This is a genomic window from Streptomyces sp. NPDC057743, assembly GCF_042798755.1.
Taxonomy (GTDB): Bacteria; Actinomycetota; Actinomycetes; order Streptomycetales; family Streptomycetaceae; genus Streptomyces.
Genome location: NZ_JBHVJX010000008.1, coordinates 69,822 through 88,753, shown reverse-complemented (window position 1 = coordinate 88,753; position 18,932 = coordinate 69,822). Strand labels below are relative to the sequence as shown.

The window sequence follows — 18,932 nt, the reverse complement described above, 5'->3', positions numbered from 1 at the left end:
GCATGTCGACTACGTATCCCATCGCGGAAGCTCGGGGCAAGCTCGGTGACCTGGCGCGCAGAGCCGCCCAGCACGAACACATCACGCTGACCGACCGTGGAGTCCCCGCCGCCGTCCTCATCTCGCCTGCGGAGCTTGAGGACTTGGAGGACGCGCTCGCGCTGGCCAGGCTGGAGCGGGACCGCGCCTTGGGGCGCACCGAAGCCCCGATTCCGCACGACGAGGCCCGCCGGGCCCTTCTTGACGCCGCGGGGAAGAACGAGTGACCTGGACCATCCTCTGGGAAGCCGCAGCTCTCGATTCCGCGGCCGGGTACCTCAAGGACGACCCGCATGGCGTGGACGCCTTGCTCCATGCCACCGATCAGCTGACCGACAATCCCCGCCCGGAGGGCTCCCGTCCCTGGGGCACGGACCACCGACGACTCCGCCACGGGCCGTGGCGCGTCCTCTACCGGATCGACGTCGAGAAGAGCGCTCTCCACATCGAACACATCGGCCACGCCGGCTTCTGACGCCCCGGGCGGCGGTGCCAACCGCCGCCCGCGGCGCGTCACTTCTTGGCCAGCCGCTGCTGGATCTCGTCGAGGATCTTGTCGGCGGCGGTGTAGCCGATGCCCTGGATCCAGAGCTGGTCGTCGACGCGGAGCGACCTGCCGTCCTTGACCGCCCGCAGGTTCTTCCACAGGGGGCCGGTGGTGATCTGGGCCTCCTTGGACTTCTCGGGGCTGCCGTAGGTGGAGTAGAAGACGGCGTTGGCGTCGGCCTTGGTGATCTGCTCCGGGCTGACCTCGACCATCAGGCCGTTCTGGGCGCCGTCGACGACGGAGGTGGGGCCGGTGCCGATGTCGTCGAGGAGGGTGCCGATGTAGCTCCGGCAGCCGTAGATGCGGGTGTCGGCGCCGTCCACGAAGCGGACGACGTTGGCGCGCAGGGCGCGGGCCTTGGCCGGGCCGCCGAGGGACTGGGTGACGCGCTCGGCGTGCGCCTGGTAGGCGGCGACGGTGCGCTTGGCCTCGGGGATCTTGTTCAACGCGGCGGCGTGGACGGCGAAGTTCTGCTTCCACGGGTAGCCGGTGGTCTCGGTCATGACGGTCGGCGCGATCTTCTTGAGCTCGGCGTAGCGCTGGCCGTCGCGGACCTTGCTGGTGAGGATCAGATCGGGCTTGAGCGCGGCGACCGCCTCCAGGTTGGGGGCGCCGATCTTGCCGACGTCCTTGACGCCGGCCAGCTTGTCCTTGGGCAGGTAGTCCAGGAAGCCGGAGGCGACATCCGCGCGGGTGGCGCCGACGGGGGTGACGCCCAGGGTGAGCGCGGAGTCCAACTCGGCGGTGTCCAGCACGACCACGCGTCGGGGGGCCTTGGGGACGTTCACCTCGCCCATGGCGGTGCGGACCGGGTGGCTGCCGCCGCCCTTGGGCGCCGGCTCGGGCCAGGAGGTGGTGGGCTGTGCCGGGCAACTGGCCGCCTTGAAGCTGCCGTTGGGGCCGGCGGCGGAGGCGCCGGAGTCGGCGCCGTTGCCGCAGGCGGTGAGCAGCAGTGCGCCGGCGGCGACGGCGGCCGCGGTGCGCGCGGCGGTGCGGCGGGACCGGCCGGCGGCTGCGGTGGAGCGGGACCTTGCCGGGCGGGTGGGGTGGGTCATCGCCGGGTGGGTGGAGTGGGTCATCGCTGCCCTTTCGGCTCGACGGCGGGACGGTCGGCGGGGCGGGTACCCCGGGGGACGAGCGTCACTGCCGTGCTTTCCCTTCCCAGGGGCGGCCCGGAACCACCAGGGGCGAGCCGGTCACCGGGTCCGGCACGACGACGGACGCCAGGCCGAAGACCTCCTGGACCAGGTCGGCCGTGACGGTCTTCTCGGGAGGGCCCTGGGCGACGACCCGGCCCGCCTTCATGGCCACCAGGTGGTCGGCGTAGCGGGCGGCCTGGTTGAGGTCGTGCAGGACGGCGACGACGGTGCGGCCGCGCTCGTGGTTGAGCTGGCGCACCAGGTCCAGGACCTCCACCTGGTGGGCAATGTCCAGGTAGGTCGTCGGCTCGTCCAGGAGGAGCAGGTCGGTCTCCTGGGCCAGCGCCATGGCGATCCACACCCGTTGGCGCTGGCCGCCGGAGAGCTCGTCGACCGGGCGGTCGGCCAGCGCCGCCACGTCGGTGCGGGTCATCGCCTCGGCGACCGCCCGTTCGTCCTGCCCGGACCACTGCTGCCACCAGCGCTGGTGCGGCTGTCGGCCGCGGGCCACCAGGTCCGCGACGGTGATCGCCTCGGGTGCGACCGGCGTCTGCGGGAGCAGGCCGAGCGACTGGGCGATCTTCCGGGTGGGGATGCGGGCCAGGTCCGTGCCGTCCAGGAGGACCGCGCCGCTACGGGGCCGCAGCAGCCGCCCCAGGGCGCGCAACAGGGTCGATTTTCCGCAGGCGTTGGGGCCGACGACGACGGTGACCGCGCCGTCGGGCACGTCCAGGTCCAGGCCCTCGACGACGGTGCGTTCCTCGTAGGAGAGGGTCAGGTCGCGGGCCGTCAGACGGGTGGCGGCGGTCTCCCGGGTGGCGGTGCCCGCCTGCGGTGTGCCGGTACCGGTCACGCTTGTCCTCCTGTGGCCCGGCCACGGGCCCGATGGCCCCTGACGATCAGCCAGATCAGATACGGGGCGCCGACCGCGGCGGTCAGCACGCCCACCGGCAGCTCGGTCGGCGCGAGCAGCTTGCGGGCGAGCAGGTCGCCGAGGACGACGATGACGGCGCCCAGCAGCGCCGAGCAGAAGAGCGGGATCTGCGCGGTCCGGGTCAGCCGGCGGGCGATCTGCGGGGCGAGCAGCGCCACGAAGTCCACCGGCCCGGCCGCACCGGTCGCCATCGACGCCAGCACCACCCCGACCGCCACCAACCCGAGCCGGGTGCGGCCCAGATGGATGCCGAGCGCGGTCGCGGTGTCGTCGTCCAGGGAGACGGTCCGCTGGGCCCGCGCCGCCCACAGGACGGCCGGCAGCAGCACCAGCAGCGCCCACCCCAGGGGCGCCGCCTCCGCCCAGCCGCGCCCGTTGAGCGAACCGGTCATCCATACCTGGGCCTGCTGGGCCACCAGGTAGTCGCCCTTGGTCAGGAACAGTTGGGTGACCGAGCGCAGCGCCACCGCGAAGCCGATGCCGATCAGCACGAAGCGGGTGGCGTGCAGCCCGCCGCGCCAGGCGAAGAGGTAGACCAGCGCCGCGGCCAGCACCCCGCCGGCCACCGAGACGTACGGCAGCACCGCCGAGGACGTGACGCCGAAGGTCATCGCGCCGACCGTCACCGCGCCCGCGCCCTGGGTCACGCCGATGATGTCGGGGCTGGCCAGCGGATTGCGGGCGACGGTCTGGATCAGCCCGCCGGCCACCCCGAAGGCCGCGCCGACCAGCAGCCCGACCACCATCCGCGGCAGCCGCAGCGTCCCGACCACGAGCTGCTGCGCGGACTCCTCGCCCACCAGCACCTTGAGCACCTCGGAGGGCGCCACCCAGCTCTCGCCGGCGCACAGGTAGGCCACGCAGACCACGGCCAGGAGGACGGCCAGCGCGGCACCGACGACGGTGGCGCGGCGGTGCAGCAGGAAGGAGCCGCGGCCGGCCCGGACCAGCGCGTACCCGGCGGGGCGGGCCACCGGGCGGGCGGCGGGAGCGGCGGGGGAGCGGGTGGGGGCCGTCATGCCGCCACCGCCCGCCGCCGGACCAGGGTGACCAGGAACGGCACGCCGATCAGCGCGGTCATCACGCCGGCCGGGACCTCTGACGGCGGGAAGAGGACCCGCCCGACGGTGTCCGAGACCAGCACCACGACCGGCCCGAGCAGCGCCGCCATCGGCAGCGCCCAGCGGTGGTCGCCGCCCACCAACGCCCGGGCCAGGTGCGGCACTGCCAGCCCGACGAACGCGATCGGGCCGGCGGCCGCGACACCCGCGCCGGTCAGCACCGTCGCGCCCAGCCCGCCGACGATCTGCACCACGGCGACCTTCTGCCCCAGCCCCCGGGCAACGTCCTCGCCCAGCGCCAGGGCATCCAGTCCGCGCGCGACCGACAGCACCAGCACCGCGCCGACCAGCAGGAACGGCCAGATCTGGGCGGCCACCGCGGCGTCCCGGCCGGTCAGCGAGCCGACCTGCCAGAACCGGAACTCGTCCAGCGCCGCGGCCTTGGTGGTCAGGATCGCCATCGACACCGACACCAGCAGCGCATTGATCGCGGCGCCGGAGAGCGCCAGCTTGACGGGCGTGGCGCCGCCCCGGCCACGGGTGGCGATGCCGTAGACGACGACGGCGGCGACGCCCGCGCCGGCGAACGCGAACCACACATAGCCGGTCAGGGTGTGCACGCCGGCGAAGGCGATGGCGGCGACCACGGAGGCCGCCGCGCCCTGGCTGATGCCGAGGATGCCGGGGTCGGCGATCGGATTGCGGGTCAGGCCCTGCATGACCGTGCCGGCCATCGCCAGCGCGGCCCCGACCATCAGGCCGATCAGGGTGCGCGGCAGCCGCAGGAACCGCACGACCTGGGAGGCGTCGTCGCTGCCGCCGTGCACGAGGGCGTCGAAGACCGCGGACGGCGCGAACGCGCGGCTGCCGACGGCGAGCGAGAAGACCACGGCCAGCAGCAGCGCCAGCACCGCCCCCGCCGTCAGGACGAGCCGCCGGCTCCGCTTTCGGTGCGTCACGGGCATGGCATCACGGGCGTCGGGTCCATTCACGCGGTCTGGAGCTGTCGGTACGGACCCGCGGCCCTCGCACGGCGGCCACGGGTTAGGTAAGGCAAGGCTAACGGTACGTCCCGGTCGGTTCGGCGCGCAGGCACAATGGCAGGCATGGCTGCGCACCCCCTGACCGTCGGGTTCGACCTCGACATGACGCTGATCGACTCCCGCCCCGGAATCAAGGCCGCCTACGAGGCGCTCGCCGCCCGCACCGGGACGCACATCGACGCCGAGGCCGCGATCACCCGGCTCGGGCCACCGCTGGAGCAGGAGATCCGCCGGTGGTTCCCCGAGGAGCGGGTGGCGGAGGTCAGCGACCTCTACCGGGAGCTGTACCCGACGCATGCGATAGCCGGCTCGCTCGCCATGCCGGGCGCCCGGGAGGCGGTCGACGCGGTGCACGCGGCCGGCGGTCGGGCCATCGTCGTCACCGCCAAGTACGAGCCCAACGCCAAGCTGCACCTGACCCACTTGGGCATCGCCGCGGACGCGGTCATCGGCTCACTCTGGGCGGAGGCCAAGGCCGAGGCGCTGCGCGAGCACGGCGCGCAGATCTACGTCGGCGACCACACCGGCGACGTGCGCGGGGCGCAGGCCGCGGGCGCGCTGTCCGTCGCGGTCGCCACCGGCCCGTGCGACGCCGCCGAACTGCGCGCGGCCGGCGCCCGGGTGCTGCTCGACGACCTGACGGACTTCCCGTCGTGGCTGGATCGTTACGTGGCCGATCCCGCTCGTTACGTGGCGGACGGCGCCGACGGGGACGGGTCGACCGCCGCCTGCGCCTGACGGCGCTGGGCGCTCACGGAACGCACCACTCCGGCACCCGCGATCAGGAAACCGGCGCCCATCAGCATGGACACCCAGTAGAACTCCCACGGCAGCGGGTGGGTGCCGAGGAACAGCGGCAGCACTGTGGCGAGAGTGGCCAGCGCGCCAACTAGGAATACGATCGCGCCGATTCGGACCAGCAGATCCCCGGCCTGGGGAGTTTCGTCAGACACCTGACCAGGGTAAGTCCGGCGCAGAGCCGCCGAGGATCCCCCTGGCGACGTCTTGTCACCGGGCCCCGGACCATTAGCCTTGGAGTAGGCGGGCTTGGTGGCCCGCTGCACTGTTATCTAGACCATTTTCCCCGCCGGCGGCGCACCGCAGCGCCGCCGGCGGAAACCAGCCCAGCATTTTCCCGACGAGTACAAGGACGAGGACAGACGTGCCTACCGGCAAGGTCAAGTGGTTCAACAGCGAGAAGGGCTTCGGCTTTCTCTCCCGCGACGACGGCGGTGACGTCTTCGTACACTCGTCGGTGCTGCCCGACGGCGTGGACGCGCTCAAGCCGGGCCAGCGCGTGGAGTTCGGCGTCGTCGCAGGCCAGCGTGGTGACCAGGCACTGAGCGTCATCCTCCTCGATCCGGCCCCCTCGGTCGCCGCGGCCCAGCGCCGCAAGCCCGACGAGCTCGCCTCGATCGTCCAGGACCTCACCACGCTCTTGGAGAGCGTCACCCAGCAACTGGAGCGCGGGCGCTACCCCGACAAGGCGCACGGCGGCAAGATCGCCGGCATGCTGCGGGCGGTCGCCGACCAACTCGACGTCTAGGACCGTCAGACGAACTTCAGCGCATCGCGGCCGAGGGGCGGTACCAGCCCCTCGGCCGCGGCGCGCGTGAGCAGCCCGCGCACCGCGGCGTAGCCGTCCTCGCCGAGATCGGCGGTGAACTCGTTGACGTACAGCCCGATGTGCTGGTCGGTGACCTTCGGGTCCATCTCCTGGGCGTGCTCCAGGACGTAGGGCCGGGACGCCTCCGGGTCGTCCCAGGCCATCCGGACGGACGTGCGGATCGCGTCGGCCAGCCCGCGCAACACCCCTTCGCCCAGCGACCGCTTGGCGATGATCGCGCCCAGCGGGATCGGCAGCCCGGTGGTCCGCTCCCAGTGCTCGCCCATGTCCGCCAGGCAGTGCAGCCCGTAGTCCTGGTACGTGAAGCGGGCCTCGTGGATGACCAGACCGGCGTCGACCTTGCCGTCCCGCACGGCCGGCATGATCTCGTGGAACGGCAGCACCACGATCTCGCCGACCCCGCCCGGCACTTGGTCCGCCACCCACAGCCGGAACAGCAGGTACGCGGTGGACCGCTCGCTGGGCACCGCGACCGTCTTGCCCACCAGGTCCGCCGCGCCGCCCGGCTGACGGGTCAGCACCAGCGGGCCGCAGCCGCGCCCCAGCGCCCCGCCGCAGGGCAGCAGCGCGTACTCCTCCAACACCCACGGCAGCACCGCGTACGACACCTTCAGCACGTCCAACTCGCCGCGCTCGGCCAGGCCGTTGGTGACGTCGATGTCGGCGAAGGTGACCGCCAGCTCCGGCGCGTCCGGGACCCGGCCGTGCGCCAGGGCGTCGAAGACGAAGGTGTCGTTCGGGCACGGCGAGTAGGCGATGGACAGCGGGCCGGTCATGGGGTCCTCCGGGGGGTGTGGGGCGGCGGTGCCGCATCCGGGGCCGCCGCGCGGACGCCGGTCACGGCTCCGGGGAAGGTGCGGAAGGCGTCGGTGAGCGCGGCGAGGGCGGGGCCGATCCGCCAGGCGGCGCGGTCCCGGGGGCCGACCGCGTTGGAGATCGCACGGACCTCCAGCACCGGCAGGCCGTGCGCGGCGGCTGCCTCGGCGACGCCGAAGCCCTCCATCGCCTCGGCCAGTACGCCGGGGTGACGGGTCGCCAGCTCGTCGGCGCGGGCGGCGCTGCCGGTGACCGTGGACACCGTGACGACCGGGCCGACCGCCCCGCCGGACGCCGCGGCGACGGCCGCGACCAGCGCCGGGTCGGGGCGGTGCGCCACCGTCCCGAAGCCGAGCTCGGTGACCGGCACGAAGCCCTCGGGCGTCTCGGCGCCCAGGTCGGCGGCGACGATCGCGTCCGCCACGACCAGCGAACCCAGCGGCGCGGCGGGCGCGAAGCCACCGCCGATACCGGCCGAGACCACCAGCTCGTACGGGGCGCCGGCCAGCGCGGCGGCGGTCAGCGCGGTGGCGGTGCCGGCGGCCGCGGCGGCCGGGCCGACGCCGGCGGCCAGCACGTCCGGGGCCGGGGCGCCGGCGGGCGCGCGGTGCAGCGCACCGCCGCCCGGCAACGCCTCGACGCGAGGGCCGTCCGCGGCGTCGTCGACGGCCAGCGCGGCGCACACCGCGTCGCGCTCCGCGGCCACCGCGGTGACGACCAGCGTCCGCACCAGACGCCCCCTGGCGCTCAGTGCGCTCAGTCCTTCTGCTTCAGGTTGAAGTGCCACATGGCCACCGGGCCCTGGCCGGTGCTCTTGCCGGCCTCGGCGACCAGCAGGGTCACCTCGTCCAGCGAACCGGTCTGGCCGGTCGCCGGGTTGGTCTGCTTGAAGAGGTCGTCCGCGTTGAAGGTGCGGTACGTCTCGGTGCTCGGCGCGCGCATCAGCGGCTGCCCGCCGATGACGAACCAGCCGGCCTTGGCCACCTTCGGGTCGACGCCCACGCGGACCTTCTCACCCGGGCGCACCGTGATGGTGTCGCCGCCCTTCTTGGTGATGCAGGTCTTGAGGGCCGCCTGGTCGAGGGACTTGCCGTCGCCGTCGCAGCCGGGGGTCACCTCCGCCGTCACCGTCTTCGTGCCGACGGTCACGGTCGCCAGCGCGGTCGGCTGCTGGCAGGCGGAGAGGGTGAGCAGGCCCAGGGACACGGCACCGAGGGCAGCGGCGGCGCGGCGGCCCTTGCCCCGGGAGATCAACGCAGCGGTCATACGGGCAGGCTATCGGGCGTCCCGGCGCTCGCCACGCGCGGGTGCGGCGCGCCGCACCCGCGCCCGCCGCCCGAGGGCGTCACCGGCGCCGTCACGCCACCCGGGGCGCCGGCCGGCCGCCCCGCCCGCCCGCGTCGAGCAGCCCCCGCACGGCCAGCACCGCACCCACCGCCACCAGCACCGCGGCCGTCGCCAACCCCAACACGCCCAGCAGCGGCAACGCGATGCCGAGCGCCCCGCCCACCACCCACGACATCTGGAGCACCGTCTCGGACCGGGCGAACGCCGACGTCCGCACCGCCTCCGGCACATCGCGCTGGATCATCGCGTCCAGCGACAGCTTCCCCAGCGCCTGGCACAGCCCCGCGGTGGCCGCGGCCGCCGGCACCACCAGGATCGCCAGCACCTCGTAGAAGAGCGCCGCCACCGCCGTGACGCCCAGCGCCAGCCCCAGCACCGCCGCGACGATCAGCTCCGGGGCGCGCGCCTTCAACCAGGCGCCGACCGCCGTGCCCAGCGCGTTGCCGGCGCCGGCCGCCACCGCGACCAGCCCCAGCGACACCGCAGGACCCAGCCCGCCCAACGGGTGCTCGCGCAGCAGGAACGCCAGGAAGAAGGTGAGGAAGCCGGAGAGCGCGCGCAGCGACGCGTTCGCCTGGAGGCCGTGCAGCACCGACGGGCCGACCGTCCGCAGACCCGGCCGGTTCCGCCGGCCGCCCGGGCCGGCCGACCCCGCGCCGTTGCGGGACGCCAACCGGGCCCGGGCCTCGCCCCGGCCCGAATCGACCTTGTGCGGCAACGAGAACGACAGGAACGTCCCGGCCACGAACACCGCACACGCCGCGTACAACGGCCAGGCCGGGCCGATCAGATGCAGCCCGGCGCCCAGCGGTGCCGCCGCCGCGGTCGCCAGCAGCCCCGCCAGCGTCACCCGGGAGTTGGCCCGCACCAGCGAGATCTGCCGGGGCAGCAGCCGCGGCACCACCGCGCTGCGCACCACCCCGTACCCCTTCGACGCCACCAGCACCCCCAGCGCCTCCGGATACAGCGCCAGTGCGCCGCCGGCCACCGCCGCCGACAGCATCAGCGCCAGCACCGCGCGGGCCAGCATCGCGCCCGCCATCGCCGCCCGGCGGCCGTGCGGCAGCCGGTCCAGCAGCGGCCCCACCACCGGCGCCAGCAGCGCGAACGGGGCCATGGTGACCGCCAGATACAGCGCCACCCGCCCCCGCGCCTGGTGCGTCGGCACCGAGAAGAAGACCGTCGAGGCCAGCGCGATCGTGATCAACACGTCACCCGCGGAGTTCACCGCGTGCAGCTCGATCAGCTTGGCCAGCCCGGACTCCCCCGCGCCCTGTGCGTGGGTGGCGCGCCGGACCCCACGGGCCGCGCCGGTCAGCGGCCGGTGCAGCGCGCGCCCGGCCGCCCGGCCCGCCCAGCGGGCCCGCGACCCCCTCGACGCCCTCGCGGCAGCCACCCGGCCATAGTGCCCCAACTCGCCCCGGAGAGGGCGTTTTCTCCCTCGGGCTGGGCGGGGCGCCCACGGGCCCGGACCGGGCGCCGCCCCACCTGCCGGGTCACCCTCGAAGAGATTTGCCGCTCCCGCCGAGGGGTCGTGCAGCGCTGAAGGGGTAGCGTGTCCAGAGCGCCACCGGCGGTCCGTTCCGGCCGCGTACCTCATTTCCCTGCGATCGCGCAGAATAGGACGTAAGAGGTGCGCTTGACCGAACGATCCGGCCGGGCGCGGACGTCGACGCGGTCCCCAGGTCCGCTCCGCCCGCCCCGGTACCCACCGGTCGTCCGGACAGGACCAGGACAGCTCCGGCTGGCGCGCTCGTGAGACGGCGTGGAAGAGAGAATCGATTCTTGTGAGTGCAGCGATGCGAAGCCGTACCCCTGACCGCCTGTGCGCCGAGGCGGTTGACCTCGCCCGCACCGCGGCCGAAGAGGTCGGGACGCCGGGCATGGTCGGCGACCACATCACGGCCGTTGCCGAGGGGGACCGCGTCGTCACCCACCTCTTCGACTGCAAGGAGCCCGGCTACCGCGGCTGGCGCTACGCCGTCACCGTTGCCCGGGCCTCCCGCGCCAAGGTCGTCACGCTGGACGAGTCCGTCCTGCTGCCCGGCCCGGACGCCATGCTGGCCCCCGAGTGGGTGCCCTGGAGCGAGCGGCTGCGCCCCGGCGACATGGGCCCCGGCGACCTGCTGCCCACCGAGGCCGACGACCTCCGCCTGGAGCCCGGCTTCAGCGGTGAGGACACCCCGCCGCCGAACTCCCCGGTCGCCGAGGGGATGGCCGCCGACGTCGCCGACACCGAGGAGGCCGACGTCGTCGCCAGCTCGCCCGCGGCCTTGCCGGTCACGGCCCGCGGCAGCATCGCCGCGGTCGCCGAGGAACTGGGCATGGGCCGCGCCCGGGTCCTGTCCCGCTACGGACTGCACGCCGCCGCGGACCGCTGGGAGGAGTCCTTCGGCCCCAAGACCCAGATGGCCCAGTCGGCCCCCGCCACCTGCATGACCTGCGGCTTCCTGACGCCGATGGCCGGCTCGCTGCGGTCCGCGTTCGGCGTCTGCGCCAACGAGTTCTCTCCCGCGGACGGCCGCGTCGTCTCGCTGTCGTACGGGTGCGGGGCGCATTCGGAGGCGGCGGTCATGCCGAAGCCTCCGCGGCCGGCGTCGCCGGTGCTCGACGAGACGGTCGTCGAGCCGGTCTCGATTCGGCCCGCGGCCGATGGGGGGTCCGTCGAGGACGGTGGGCCGACGGAGGAGCTCGGTCACAGCTAGGGGTTGTTGTTTGGACGGGGGGCCGCTCTCTGTCCGTTGTGGTGCCGGGGGTCTGCGGGGCGGGCCTCCGGCACCTGTGTGTGGACTGCTTCGCTTTACGTCCACACACAGGCGCCTCCGGCCCACCCCACCCCCTCCCGCGATGCTTGGCGGCCCCCGCCCGGTGGAGGGGGAAGGAACGACAGGCCCGTCGTGGTAACCCCGAGACCAGAAGCGTGGGTTGGGCTGCGCACCCAGGGCCCAACCATTCATCCCCTTGGGGTGGGGCCGGGGTTCGGCGGGAGGGTGTGGGGCCGGAGGGGTGGTGTCCTGGACGTAAAGCGAAGCAGTCCAGGACACCACCCCGGAGGCCCCGCACCCGGCACCCACCACCCACGAGCGGCCCCACCCCACAAACAACCCTCACCAACGGCGAGCAACCCCCACGGCGAGACTCACGCGCGGCACAGGACGGCCACCTCCCCCGCCACCCCGACCACCACATACGCGGCCCCCGGATGCCGAGCCTCCGCATCGGCCACCGCCCGCTCGGCCTCGCGGCCGTCGCCGTGGCCGTCATCGTCACGGCACTGGACGGCGACGTAACGGGGCGTCAACCCCCCGGTGTTGCCGACCCAGTAGACCTGGGCGCGCCCGATGAGCCGGCTCATCGGGCGAACGTCGGACTCGACCGTCGCCCCGTCGGGAATCCGGTCGAGCAGCCGCTCGGCCGCGACCGCCGGCGGTGGCGTGCGGTACGTCGCGGCCTCGCTCAGCCGCGCCAACGGCAGCGTCGTGGTGAGCGCGAGGGCCGTGGCGAGGACGGCGGCGGGCAGGTGGTGGGCGTAGGAGCGTAGCCAGGGGCGCGCGGAGGCGCGGGCGTGCGGGAGGGCGTCGACCAGGGCGAGGAAGACGACGGGCATCAGGACGGCGCTGTAGTGCCAGTCGGTGCCCCAGTAGTGCGGTTCGTGGGAGAGGAAGCGCCAGCCGAGGGTGGGCGCGGCGACGAGGAGGAGGGGGGAGCGCAGGGCGAGCAGGCCGGTGGTGGGGAGCAGTACCCACAGCAGGGTGCGGAGCGCGACGTCGAGGGGGACGCCGGCCCCGCCGTGGCTGCCGAGCTTGGCCCAGTAGTCGTACGAGCCCGAGCCGTTGAAGGCGGGTATGAGCAGGGTGAGGGTGACGGCGGTGGCCGTCAGGCCGAACGCGACGAGGGCGAGCGGGAGGGGCGCGGGGCGGCGGGCGCGGAGCAGGGCGAGCGCCCCGATGGCGGCGGCGGTGACCCCGAGGTCCTCCTTGACCAGGACGAGGGGGACGGCCCAGTACGCGGCGGTGTTCCAGCGGCCGCGCAGCGCCGCGTCGAGGGCGAAGGCGATCAGCGGTACCGCGAAGGCTATTTCGTGGAAGTCGAAGTCAACTGCCTTCTGGGTGCCCCAGGACAGGCCGTAGGCGAGGCCGAGGGCGAGCCCGCGCCGGCGGCCCAGGTGGCGGGCCGCGGCGCGGGTGACGGGTATCGCGGAGAGCGCGAACAGCGCGGCCTGCGCGGTGAGCAGGGTCAGGGGGGAGGGGAGGAGGCGGTAGAAGGGGGCGAGCAGGACCAGGATGGGGCTGAAGTGGTCGCCGAGGATGTTGGTGCCGGGGCCCTTGAGGTCGACGATCGGGGCCCGGAGGTGGGCGTAGCCGCGGACGGCCTGTTCGAAGATGCCCAGGTCCCAGGAGATGGTGGAGAAGGTGCGGTAGCGCCAGAAGGACAGTGCGGCGTAGGCGAGGAAGAAGAGGCCGGCGATCCAGTACGGGTCCAGGCGCGGGGCGCGGAGCGCGGCGAGCCGGGGTGGGGGGCGGAGGGCGGTCGGCCGGTGCGGTGCGGCGGGGTGCGGGGTGGGCCCGGAGCGGCCGACCGCCGCCGTCGCTGCGGCCGTGTCCATGAGCGGCGTCCTCACTCTCGATTTTCCGAAAAGATATACGACCGGGCTTCGGGTCGGTCCGGCGTCCGTCGGCCGGCCCTCCCCTTGTTCACCTGTCCCGCAACCCTGTTGCCACGCTCATGGATTGGATGTCCGACGTGAAGTCGATCACCCGCCGTTCCGCCGCCCCCTCCCGTACGCCCCGCGCCCTCGCCGTTGCCGCCCTGGCCGCGTTGTTGACGGTGACCGGCTGCTCCGGGCACGGTGGCGGCTCCTCAGATGCCGGGCGCGGGCCGTCGGTTCCGGGGGACGACGGCGGGAAGCAGGGGGAGCCGGGCAGTGCGCTGCGCGCCCTGGACTCACTGGCCGTCAAGCGGGCGGGGACGACGTCCGGTTACGCCCGGAACCGTTTCGGGACGGCCTGGGCGGATACCGACGGCAACGGCTGCGGCACCCGCGACGACATACTCAAGCGGGACCTGCGGGGCACCAAGTTCCGGGACGCGAAGCAGTGCGTGGTGGTGGCCGGTTCGCTGCCCAAGGACCCGTACACCGGGAAGGCGTTGCAGTACCAGCGGGGGCGCAGCACGATCGACATCGACCACGTGGTGGCGTTGTCGGACGCCTGGCGGACGGGCGCGCGGGGGTGGGACGGCCGTAAGCGGGTGGCGCTGGCCAACGACCCGTTGAACCTGATCGCGGTGGAGGCGTCGGCCAACCGCCGCAAGAGCGACGGGGACGCGGCGGACTGGCTGCCGCCGTACGCCGGTTACCGCTGCACCTATGTCGCGCGGCAGGTGGCGGTGAAGAAGAAGTACCAGCTCTGGGTGACGCGCGAGGAGAAGGCCGCGATGGCGAAGGTCCTCAACTCCTGCCCGCACCAGGCGGTTCCGGGCGGCGGGAACCCGACGCAGGCGCCGGAGCGCTTCACGGCGAAGTAGCGCCGTGCGGGGGTGAGACGACCCCGGGCCCGGACCGCGGTGGCGCGGATCGATCCGGGCCCGAGGGCCGTCGGGGGCGTTCCTTCCGGGCGGTGCGGGTGAGGTGGCGCCGGCAGGTGCCGGGTGAGGTGGCGCCGGCAGGCGCGGGGCCGAGCCGGTGCCCGGCCGAAGGAACCGTCCCCGCCGCGGCTCGTTGGCCGAAGCAGTGGCCTGCGCCACGTCGAATCCCTAGCATCGATCACTCAAGGTCGTTACCAGGTCGGTCGTTGTCAGTTCCGTCGTTGTCAGTTCCGTTGCACGATCTGCATCCGCCGGGAGGCCATGTGTTCCGCCGTAGGACAGCGCTCTCCGTTTCCGCCGCCGCCGCTCTGCTGGCCGCGACCCCGTTGCTCACCGCCTGTGGTTCCGAGGCCCACCCCGGCGCCGCCGCCATCGTGGACGGCAAGCGGATCACCGTCGCCCAGCTCCAGACCCGGGTGAAGGAGGTCCGCGCCGCCCAGGCCGCGTCCCCCGAGGGCAACCAACTGATCGCCAACACCGGCCGGCTCGGCCTCTCCACCCTCAACGGCATGATCTTCGACGAGGTGCTGGCCCGCAGCGCCGCCGACGCCGGGGTCACGGTCACCCGCGCCGACGTCCAAAAGGGCCGCGCGGCGGCCGAGGAACAGGCCGGCGGCCCGGCCCGGTTGAAGCAGATGTGGCTCCAACAGGGCATCGCCCCCGACCGCGTCGACGCGGTGATCCGCAACCAGCTCCTCCTCGACGGCCTCGCCAAGCACCTGCACGCGGACCGCGCCACGCCCACCGGCCAACGCACCCTCGTCCAGGCCCTGGCGAAGACCTCCCGCTCCCTGGGCGTCGACGTCAACCCCCGCTACGGCAAGTGGGACGACCAGCAGGTGATCCTCGGCCAGACCAAGGATCCGTGGATCATCCCGTCGACGGCGCGGCAGCAGCAGGCGTAGGGGCGTAAGGGGGCGGCGGCCGTTTCCCTTCCGGGGCGCGGGGCGGCCGCCGCCCGGGCGCTCGGCTCACTGTCAGTGCCGTGCGTTACGTTCGTTGATGTGAACGCTGACGCCGCAGACGCCACCCCCGCAGCCGCGCCCGCCCCCGAGGCCCCCGGCACCGGCCGCCTGGTCCTGCTCACGACCAGCCACCGGGTCGCCCCCGGCCTGCTCTCCTGGCCCGCCTGGCAGGCCCTGCGCACCGCCGACCGCGTCCTGTGCGCCGACCCCGACCACCCCCAACTGCCCTACCTCCACGAGGCCGGCATCGTGGTGGAGACCGCCGCCCCCACCGCCCGCGAGCTGGTGGACTACTGTGTCCCGGCCGCCCGCACCGCCGTCGTCCTCACCTCCGCCGACGGCGAGAGCGCCCTCACCGACGGCCTGGCCCGCCTGGCCGGCTCCGGCCGCGAGACCATGCCCGACCTGGAGCTGCTGCCCGGCTCCTACGACCTCCCCGGCGCCCGCCTGCTCGACCTCGTCCAGGTCATGGACCAGATCCGCACCGCGTGCCCCTGGAGCAGCATCCGCACCCACCGCGACCTCGCCAAGTACGGCATTGAGGAGGCGTACGAGCTGGTCGAGGCCATCGAGGAGGGGGACCGCGAGGCGCTGCGCGAGGAGCTCGGCGATGTCCTCCTCCAGGTCGTCTTCCACTCCCGCATCGCCCAGGACGACCCCGACGCCCCGTTCTCGATCGACGACGTGGCCGGCACGATCGTCGAGAAGCTGCTCCACCGCCACCCGCACGTCTTCGGCGCCGAGACCGCCGAGACCCCCGAGGACGTCAAGGCCCACTGGCTCCGCACCAAGGCCGAGGAGAAGCAGCGCGCGTCCGTCACCGAGGGCGTTCCCCTCGCCCAGCCCGGCCTCGCCCTCACCGCCAAGCTCGCCTCCCGCGCCCGCACGGCGGGCCTGGAGGTACCGCTGCCATCGGGGCCCGGCATCGGCTACGAACTCCTCTCGCTCGCCGTCCGCGCCGAATCCGAGGGCATCGACCCAGAGGCAGCACTTCGGGCGGCGGCTCGGGCTTATCGGGACGCGGTGCTGGCGGCGGAGGGGGGCGAGGAGTAGGGGCTTAGTACCGTTGGGGGGACGGGAGTTGAGGGGGAGGGGTGCGGGTGGACGAGGAGTTGGTGGTCAGGGCGGCGACGGCGATCGTGCACGCAGCGAGCACCGAGACATGGGATGACATTCGCTGGCGTCTCGTGAAGATGTTCCGCCGCGTTCAGGATGACGACCACACGTTGCTTCCCGAGATGCCGCACGGGTCGTATGCCGGCGACACGGAGTCCGTGCCCACGTGGCAGATCCTCCTGCGCGAGTTGATGGAGAACGACTCGGGCGCTGCCGCTGAAATCCGTTCCCTCGTAGACGAGTTGCCCGCGCCCGCGCCCGCCGAGCCTCAGGGCCCCGCCCGGGCACCCGCCGCCGTCCGTAACCTCGTCTCCGGCGGCACCGTCCACGGCCCCATCGTCCAGGCGGGCGCCATCAGCGCGCTCACCTTCCACACGACCGCCTACCCCGGCGCCCTCCCCGATCCGGAGAGCTGGCCCACGGCCGGGGACGTCGACCCGATCGCCCTCGGCGTGCGGCCCGCCCACCGCGTCCCCGACCACCCGCCCCTCCCTCCCTACGTCCCCCGCGACCACGATCACGAGCTCGACGAGGCGCTGGGCGCGGCCCGCGCGGAGGGCGGGCTGGTGCTGCTGCTCGGCGAACCGTTCACGGGGAAGTCGCGTACGGCGCTGGCGGCCCTGGCCCGCGGGCCGGCCGGCCGCCGAGTGTTCGCGCCCGCCCGCGGCACGGACCTGCGCGGCCTGCCCGTGCTGCTCCAGGGGCGTTCGGACCGCTACGTCGTCTGGCTCGACGACCTCGACGGGCACCTCGGTGACAGCGGTGGACTGGAGCCGCGCCTGCTCGCGCAGTTGGCCGCCCTGCGGGTCGTCGTGCTGGCCACGATGCGGGAGGACGCCTACGACGACTGTCGGAACGCGCCCCGCGGACGGGTCCTCGACCTCGCGCACACCGTCGAGCTGGGGCGCGAGTGGAGCCTGGCAGAGCGGTATCGGCTCGCCGCGGAGGCCGCAGGCACGGGGGACCCGCGCCTGTTGGACGCGGCCGCTGCGAGCGGCCCCGAAGGCGCCCCCGCCTACCTCTCCCTCTCCCCCCTTCTCTGGGAGGAGTGGTGGCGCGCCCGCCGCGCCGACCGGCACCCGCGCGGTCACGCCCTGGTCCGCGCGGCCCTCGACCTCGCCCGCTGCGGCCTGACCGGGCCGCTCACCATGGACCTGCTCCTCAAGGTCCACGAGGGGTACGACGACGTGCCCGGTATGGAGCGGGAGTCGGTGGCGGACGCCCAAGCCTGGGCGATCGAGCGCCGCCACGGTCTGCTGCGGCTCCTCGACCGGGCGTCGGGCGACACCTGGCGGGCCGCGCCGTTCCTCATCGCGGCGGCGGCCCGGCGTCAACTCCCGCCCGTATCGGGCCCGGTGTGGGGCTGCGCCCTGGAGGCGGCCCGCACGGACGCGGCGCACGATTACGCCGAGATCATGGCGAAGGCCCGGGCCGCCTTCGAGCGCGCCGCCGAGGAGGGGGACAACCGAGCCCTGCACAACCTCGGCGTCCTCGCCGAGGCGCGCGGGGAGCCGGTGGAGGCCGAGCGCTGGTTCCGCCGGGCCGCGGACGCCGGGGAGGCGCGGTCCGCCGCCCGCCTCGGCCGGCTGCTCGCCGAGCGGGGCGAAGACCGGGCGGCCGAGCCCTTCCTGGAGACCGCAGCCGAAGCGGGGGACGCGGACGCGGCGACGCTGCTGGGAAAGCTGCTGCGCGAGCGCGCACAGCACTGGCTGGGCGCCGCCGCGGAAGCCGGCAACGCCGAGGCCGCCCACCTCCACGGCGACCTGCTGCTCGGCAGCGGCGACGACAAGGGCGCCTTCCGCAGCTACCTCACCGCCCTCAAGGCCAACTACGAGCCCGTAGCGGCGAGTTACGCGGCGCTGCTGATCCGCTGGAGCGAGCGCACCGAGGCCGTGCTCTGGCTCCGGCGCGCGGTGGACCGGGGCGACGAGCGCGCGGCCCAGGCGCTGGAGTACCTCGCCGACCCCCTCTCGGGCATCGACACCGAACAGGAGCTCAGGGAGGGCGTCGAGGACGGCGAGAAGCTGGTCGCCGCCAACCTCGGTCGCCTCCTGGAGTCCCGCAACCGCCTCGACGAGGCCCGCACCTGGTATCTCGCCGGCTACGAACAGGGCGACGCCTACGCCGCGTTCCGCCTCGCCGAACTCCACAAGAAGGCGGGCGAGGACGCCGAGGCCACCGCCTGGTACCGCAAGGCGGCGGCCATGGGGCATCCCGGGGCCAGGCGGGCCCTGGGGGAGTCTTGAGTGAGCTGAGCCCGCTGGCTCAGGTGGGACGCGTTGCGTCCCTCTCAGGGGCTTCCCGGTCGGGACAGTCGTACGGAGGCTCGGGCAGGCGGGCGCCCCGGCTCACCGCCACCCGGCGGACGTTGGCGAGCGAGGTGGTCAAGTCGGCCGCGAGCAGGTGGATTTCGCCGGGCGTCCAGGTCCGTTCCCGAAGGACGTGGCCGGCCTCCTCGATGAGCTCGGCCGCCGAGTCGAGCTGCTCGGCCTCGACCCGGTCGGCCATACGGGAGACGTATCCGGTCCCGTCGCCGGAGAGGAGGTAGCAGGGCTTTCCTTCCGGGCTGGACCACGGCAGAAGCCGTCCGCCGTCCATGAGCCCTCCGTTAGGCTCGGTCATGTCGTCAACCTCCGTGGGGTTGGTGGCCACGCCCTCGGGCCGGTGCACTCCGGTCGCGAGGGTCTGCGCTTCTTCACGCTGTGTGGCCGT

The 18,932-nt window shown here is 74.0% G+C and carries 20 protein-coding genes; 9 read left to right on the top strand and 11 right to left on the bottom strand.

The features are described from left to right. Positions 1-2: 2 nt before the first annotated feature. Positions 3-266: a type II toxin-antitoxin system prevent-host-death family antitoxin gene (locus ACFVFQ_RS11465; RefSeq protein ID WP_383412620.1), complete on the top strand. Its 264-nt coding sequence runs from the start codon at positions 3-5 to the stop codon at positions 264-266. Continuing rightward, the gene (locus ACFVFQ_RS11460; RefSeq protein ID WP_383412617.1) at positions 263-514 is read left to right on the top strand and encodes a type II toxin-antitoxin system RelE/ParE family toxin; all 252 of its coding nucleotides are present in this window, start codon (positions 263-265) and stop codon (positions 512-514) included. Before ACFVFQ_RS11465 ends, ACFVFQ_RS11460 begins: the two co-directional genes overlap by 4 nt. Before the next feature lie 38 nt (positions 515-552). Here the strand turns inward: ACFVFQ_RS11460 and ACFVFQ_RS11455 are convergent, their stop codons facing one another. The 4 genes from ACFVFQ_RS11455 to ACFVFQ_RS11440 all read right to left on the bottom strand — a co-directional run bounded on the left by ACFVFQ_RS11455 (position 553) and on the right by ACFVFQ_RS11440 (position 4,685). Next, positions 553-1,641 carry an ABC transporter substrate-binding protein gene (locus ACFVFQ_RS11455; RefSeq protein WP_383413102.1) on the bottom strand — a complete coding sequence of 363 codons (1,089 nt, stop codon included), beginning with the start codon at positions 1,639-1,641 and terminating at the stop codon, positions 553-555. Positions 1,642-1,726: 85 nt separating this feature from the next. Next, on the bottom strand, positions 1,727-2,578 hold the full coding sequence (locus ACFVFQ_RS11450; protein ID WP_383412614.1) for an ABC transporter ATP-binding protein: 852 nt from the start codon (positions 2,576-2,578) through the stop codon (positions 1,727-1,729). Beyond that, positions 2,575-3,678 (bottom strand): FecCD family ABC transporter permease, encoded by a 1,104-nt coding sequence (locus ACFVFQ_RS11445; RefSeq protein WP_383412611.1) that lies wholly within the window; start codon positions 3,676-3,678, stop codon positions 2,575-2,577. The genes ACFVFQ_RS11450 and ACFVFQ_RS11445 overlap by 4 nt, the downstream gene beginning before the upstream one ends. Beyond that, on the bottom strand, positions 3,675-4,685 hold the full coding sequence (locus tag ACFVFQ_RS11440) for a FecCD family ABC transporter permease (RefSeq protein WP_383412609.1): 1,011 nt from the start codon (positions 4,683-4,685) through the stop codon (positions 3,675-3,677). Before ACFVFQ_RS11440 ends, ACFVFQ_RS11445 begins: the two co-directional genes overlap by 4 nt. A gap of 141 nt (positions 4,686-4,826) precedes the next feature. Here ACFVFQ_RS11440 and ACFVFQ_RS11435 point away from each other — a divergent pair, with 141 nt between their 5' ends. Continuing rightward, positions 4,827-5,501: an HAD family hydrolase gene (locus ACFVFQ_RS11435; RefSeq protein ID WP_383412606.1), complete on the top strand. Its 675-nt coding sequence runs from the start codon at positions 4,827-4,829 to the stop codon at positions 5,499-5,501. Here the strand turns inward: ACFVFQ_RS11435 and ACFVFQ_RS11430 are convergent. Beyond that, positions 5,450-5,716 carry a hypothetical protein gene (locus tag ACFVFQ_RS11430; RefSeq protein ID WP_383412603.1) on the bottom strand — a complete coding sequence of 89 codons (267 nt, stop codon included), beginning with the start codon at positions 5,714-5,716 and terminating at the stop codon, positions 5,450-5,452. The two genes, ACFVFQ_RS11435 and ACFVFQ_RS11430, sit on opposite strands and share 52 nt — an antisense overlap. 209 nt (positions 5,717-5,925) lie before the next feature. Here ACFVFQ_RS11430 and ACFVFQ_RS11425 point away from each other — a divergent pair, with 209 nt between their 5' ends. Further along, the gene (locus ACFVFQ_RS11425) at positions 5,926-6,309 is read left to right on the top strand and encodes a cold-shock protein (RefSeq protein ID WP_274913918.1); all 384 of its coding nucleotides are present in this window, start codon (positions 5,926-5,928) and stop codon (positions 6,307-6,309) included. A 5-nt stretch (positions 6,310-6,314) separates the two neighbouring features. Here ACFVFQ_RS11425 and ACFVFQ_RS11420 read toward each other — a convergent pair whose 3' ends face one another. The 4 genes from ACFVFQ_RS11420 to ACFVFQ_RS11405 form a co-directional block, all read right to left on the bottom strand. Then, entirely contained in the window at positions 6,315-7,166 is an 852-nt protein-coding gene (locus ACFVFQ_RS11420; protein ID WP_383412599.1) for a 1,4-dihydroxy-6-naphthoate synthase, read from the bottom strand. Beyond that, the gene (locus ACFVFQ_RS11415; RefSeq protein WP_383412596.1) at positions 7,163-7,936 is read right to left on the bottom strand and encodes a futalosine hydrolase; all 774 of its coding nucleotides are present in this window, start codon (positions 7,934-7,936) and stop codon (positions 7,163-7,165) included. The genes ACFVFQ_RS11420 and ACFVFQ_RS11415 overlap by 4 nt, the downstream gene beginning before the upstream one ends. A 26-nt stretch (positions 7,937-7,962) precedes the next feature. Continuing rightward, positions 7,963-8,472 (bottom strand): hypothetical protein, encoded by a 510-nt coding sequence (locus ACFVFQ_RS11410; protein WP_383412593.1) that lies wholly within the window; start codon positions 8,470-8,472, stop codon positions 7,963-7,965. A 91-nt stretch (positions 8,473-8,563) separates the two neighbouring features. Continuing rightward, positions 8,564-9,949: an MFS transporter gene (locus ACFVFQ_RS11405; RefSeq protein WP_383412590.1), complete on the bottom strand. Its 1,386-nt coding sequence runs from the start codon at positions 9,947-9,949 to the stop codon at positions 8,564-8,566. A 403-nt stretch (positions 9,950-10,352) separates the two neighbouring features. On the opposite strand from ACFVFQ_RS11405, the gene ACFVFQ_RS11400 reads away from it, so the two are divergent. Next, entirely contained in the window at positions 10,353-11,258 is a 906-nt protein-coding gene (locus ACFVFQ_RS11400; RefSeq protein ID WP_383412587.1) for a DUF3027 domain-containing protein, read from the top strand. Positions 11,259-11,692: 434 nt separating this feature from the next. On the opposite strand, the gene ACFVFQ_RS11395 is transcribed toward ACFVFQ_RS11400, so the two are convergent. Beyond that, a complete protein-coding gene (locus ACFVFQ_RS11395; protein WP_383412585.1) occupies positions 11,693-13,159 on the bottom strand; it encodes a DUF2079 domain-containing protein in 1,467 nt (488 codons plus the stop codon). Between the two features lie 128 nt (positions 13,160-13,287). Between ACFVFQ_RS11395 and ACFVFQ_RS11390 the strand changes: the two genes are divergently transcribed. The 4 genes from ACFVFQ_RS11390 to ACFVFQ_RS11375 all read left to right on the top strand — a co-directional run bounded on the left by ACFVFQ_RS11390 (position 13,288) and on the right by ACFVFQ_RS11375 (position 18,466). After that, on the top strand, positions 13,288-14,079 hold the full coding sequence (locus ACFVFQ_RS11390) for an HNH endonuclease family protein (RefSeq protein WP_383412582.1): 792 nt from the start codon (positions 13,288-13,290) through the stop codon (positions 14,077-14,079). 323 nt (positions 14,080-14,402) lie between these two features. Further along, positions 14,403-15,044: a SurA N-terminal domain-containing protein gene (locus tag ACFVFQ_RS11385; protein WP_383412579.1), complete on the top strand. Its 642-nt coding sequence runs from the start codon at positions 14,403-14,405 to the stop codon at positions 15,042-15,044. A 99-nt stretch (positions 15,045-15,143) separates the two neighbouring features. Continuing rightward, the gene (locus ACFVFQ_RS11380; protein ID WP_383412576.1) at positions 15,144-16,157 is read left to right on the top strand and encodes a nucleoside triphosphate pyrophosphohydrolase; all 1,014 of its coding nucleotides are present in this window, start codon (positions 15,144-15,146) and stop codon (positions 16,155-16,157) included. A gap of 221 nt (positions 16,158-16,378) precedes the next feature. Next, positions 16,379-18,466, top strand: coding sequence for a tetratricopeptide repeat protein (locus ACFVFQ_RS11375; protein WP_383412573.1), 2,088 nt, complete (start codon positions 16,379-16,381; stop codon positions 18,464-18,466). Between the two features lie 19 nt (positions 18,467-18,485). Here ACFVFQ_RS11375 and ACFVFQ_RS11370 read toward each other — a convergent pair whose 3' ends face one another. After that, positions 18,486-18,842, bottom strand: a complete 357-nt coding sequence (locus ACFVFQ_RS11370) for a hypothetical protein (RefSeq protein ID WP_383412570.1) — start codon at positions 18,840-18,842, stop codon at positions 18,486-18,488. Between the last annotated feature and the right edge of the window lie 90 nt (positions 18,843-18,932).

Coding starts and splice junctions, on each gene's coding strand:
- ACFVFQ_RS11410 (WP_383412593.1), bottom strand. CDS start 8,472: ATGACCGCTGCGTTGATCTCCCGGGGCAAGGGCCGCCGCGCCGCCGCT.
- ACFVFQ_RS11395 (WP_383412585.1), bottom strand. CDS start 13,159: ATGGACACGGCCGCAGCGACGGCGGCGGTCGGCCGCTCCGGGCCCACC.
- ACFVFQ_RS11390 (WP_383412582.1), top strand. CDS start 13,288: ATGTCCGACGTGAAGTCGATCACCCGCCGTTCCGCCGCCCCCTCCCGT.
- ACFVFQ_RS11400 (WP_383412587.1), top strand. CDS start 10,353: ATGCGAAGCCGTACCCCTGACCGCCTGTGCGCCGAGGCGGTTGACCTC.
- ACFVFQ_RS11420 (WP_383412599.1), bottom strand. CDS start 7,166: ATGACCGGCCCGCTGTCCATCGCCTACTCGCCGTGCCCGAACGACACC.
- ACFVFQ_RS11445 (WP_383412611.1), bottom strand. CDS start 3,678: ATGACGGCCCCCACCCGCTCCCCCGCCGCTCCCGCCGCCCGCCCGGTG.
- ACFVFQ_RS11440 (WP_383412609.1), bottom strand. CDS start 4,685: ATGCCCGTGACGCACCGAAAGCGGAGCCGGCGGCTCGTCCTGACGGCG.
- ACFVFQ_RS11465 (WP_383412620.1), top strand. CDS start 3: ATGTCGACTACGTATCCCATCGCGGAAGCTCGGGGCAAGCTCGGTGAC.
- ACFVFQ_RS11370 (WP_383412570.1), bottom strand. CDS start 18,842: ATGACCGAGCCTAACGGAGGGCTCATGGACGGCGGACGGCTTCTGCCG.
- ACFVFQ_RS11435 (WP_383412606.1), top strand. CDS start 4,827: ATGGCTGCGCACCCCCTGACCGTCGGGTTCGACCTCGACATGACGCTG.
- ACFVFQ_RS11455 (WP_383413102.1), bottom strand. CDS start 1,641: ATGACCCACCCCACCCGCCCGGCAAGGTCCCGCTCCACCGCAGCCGCC.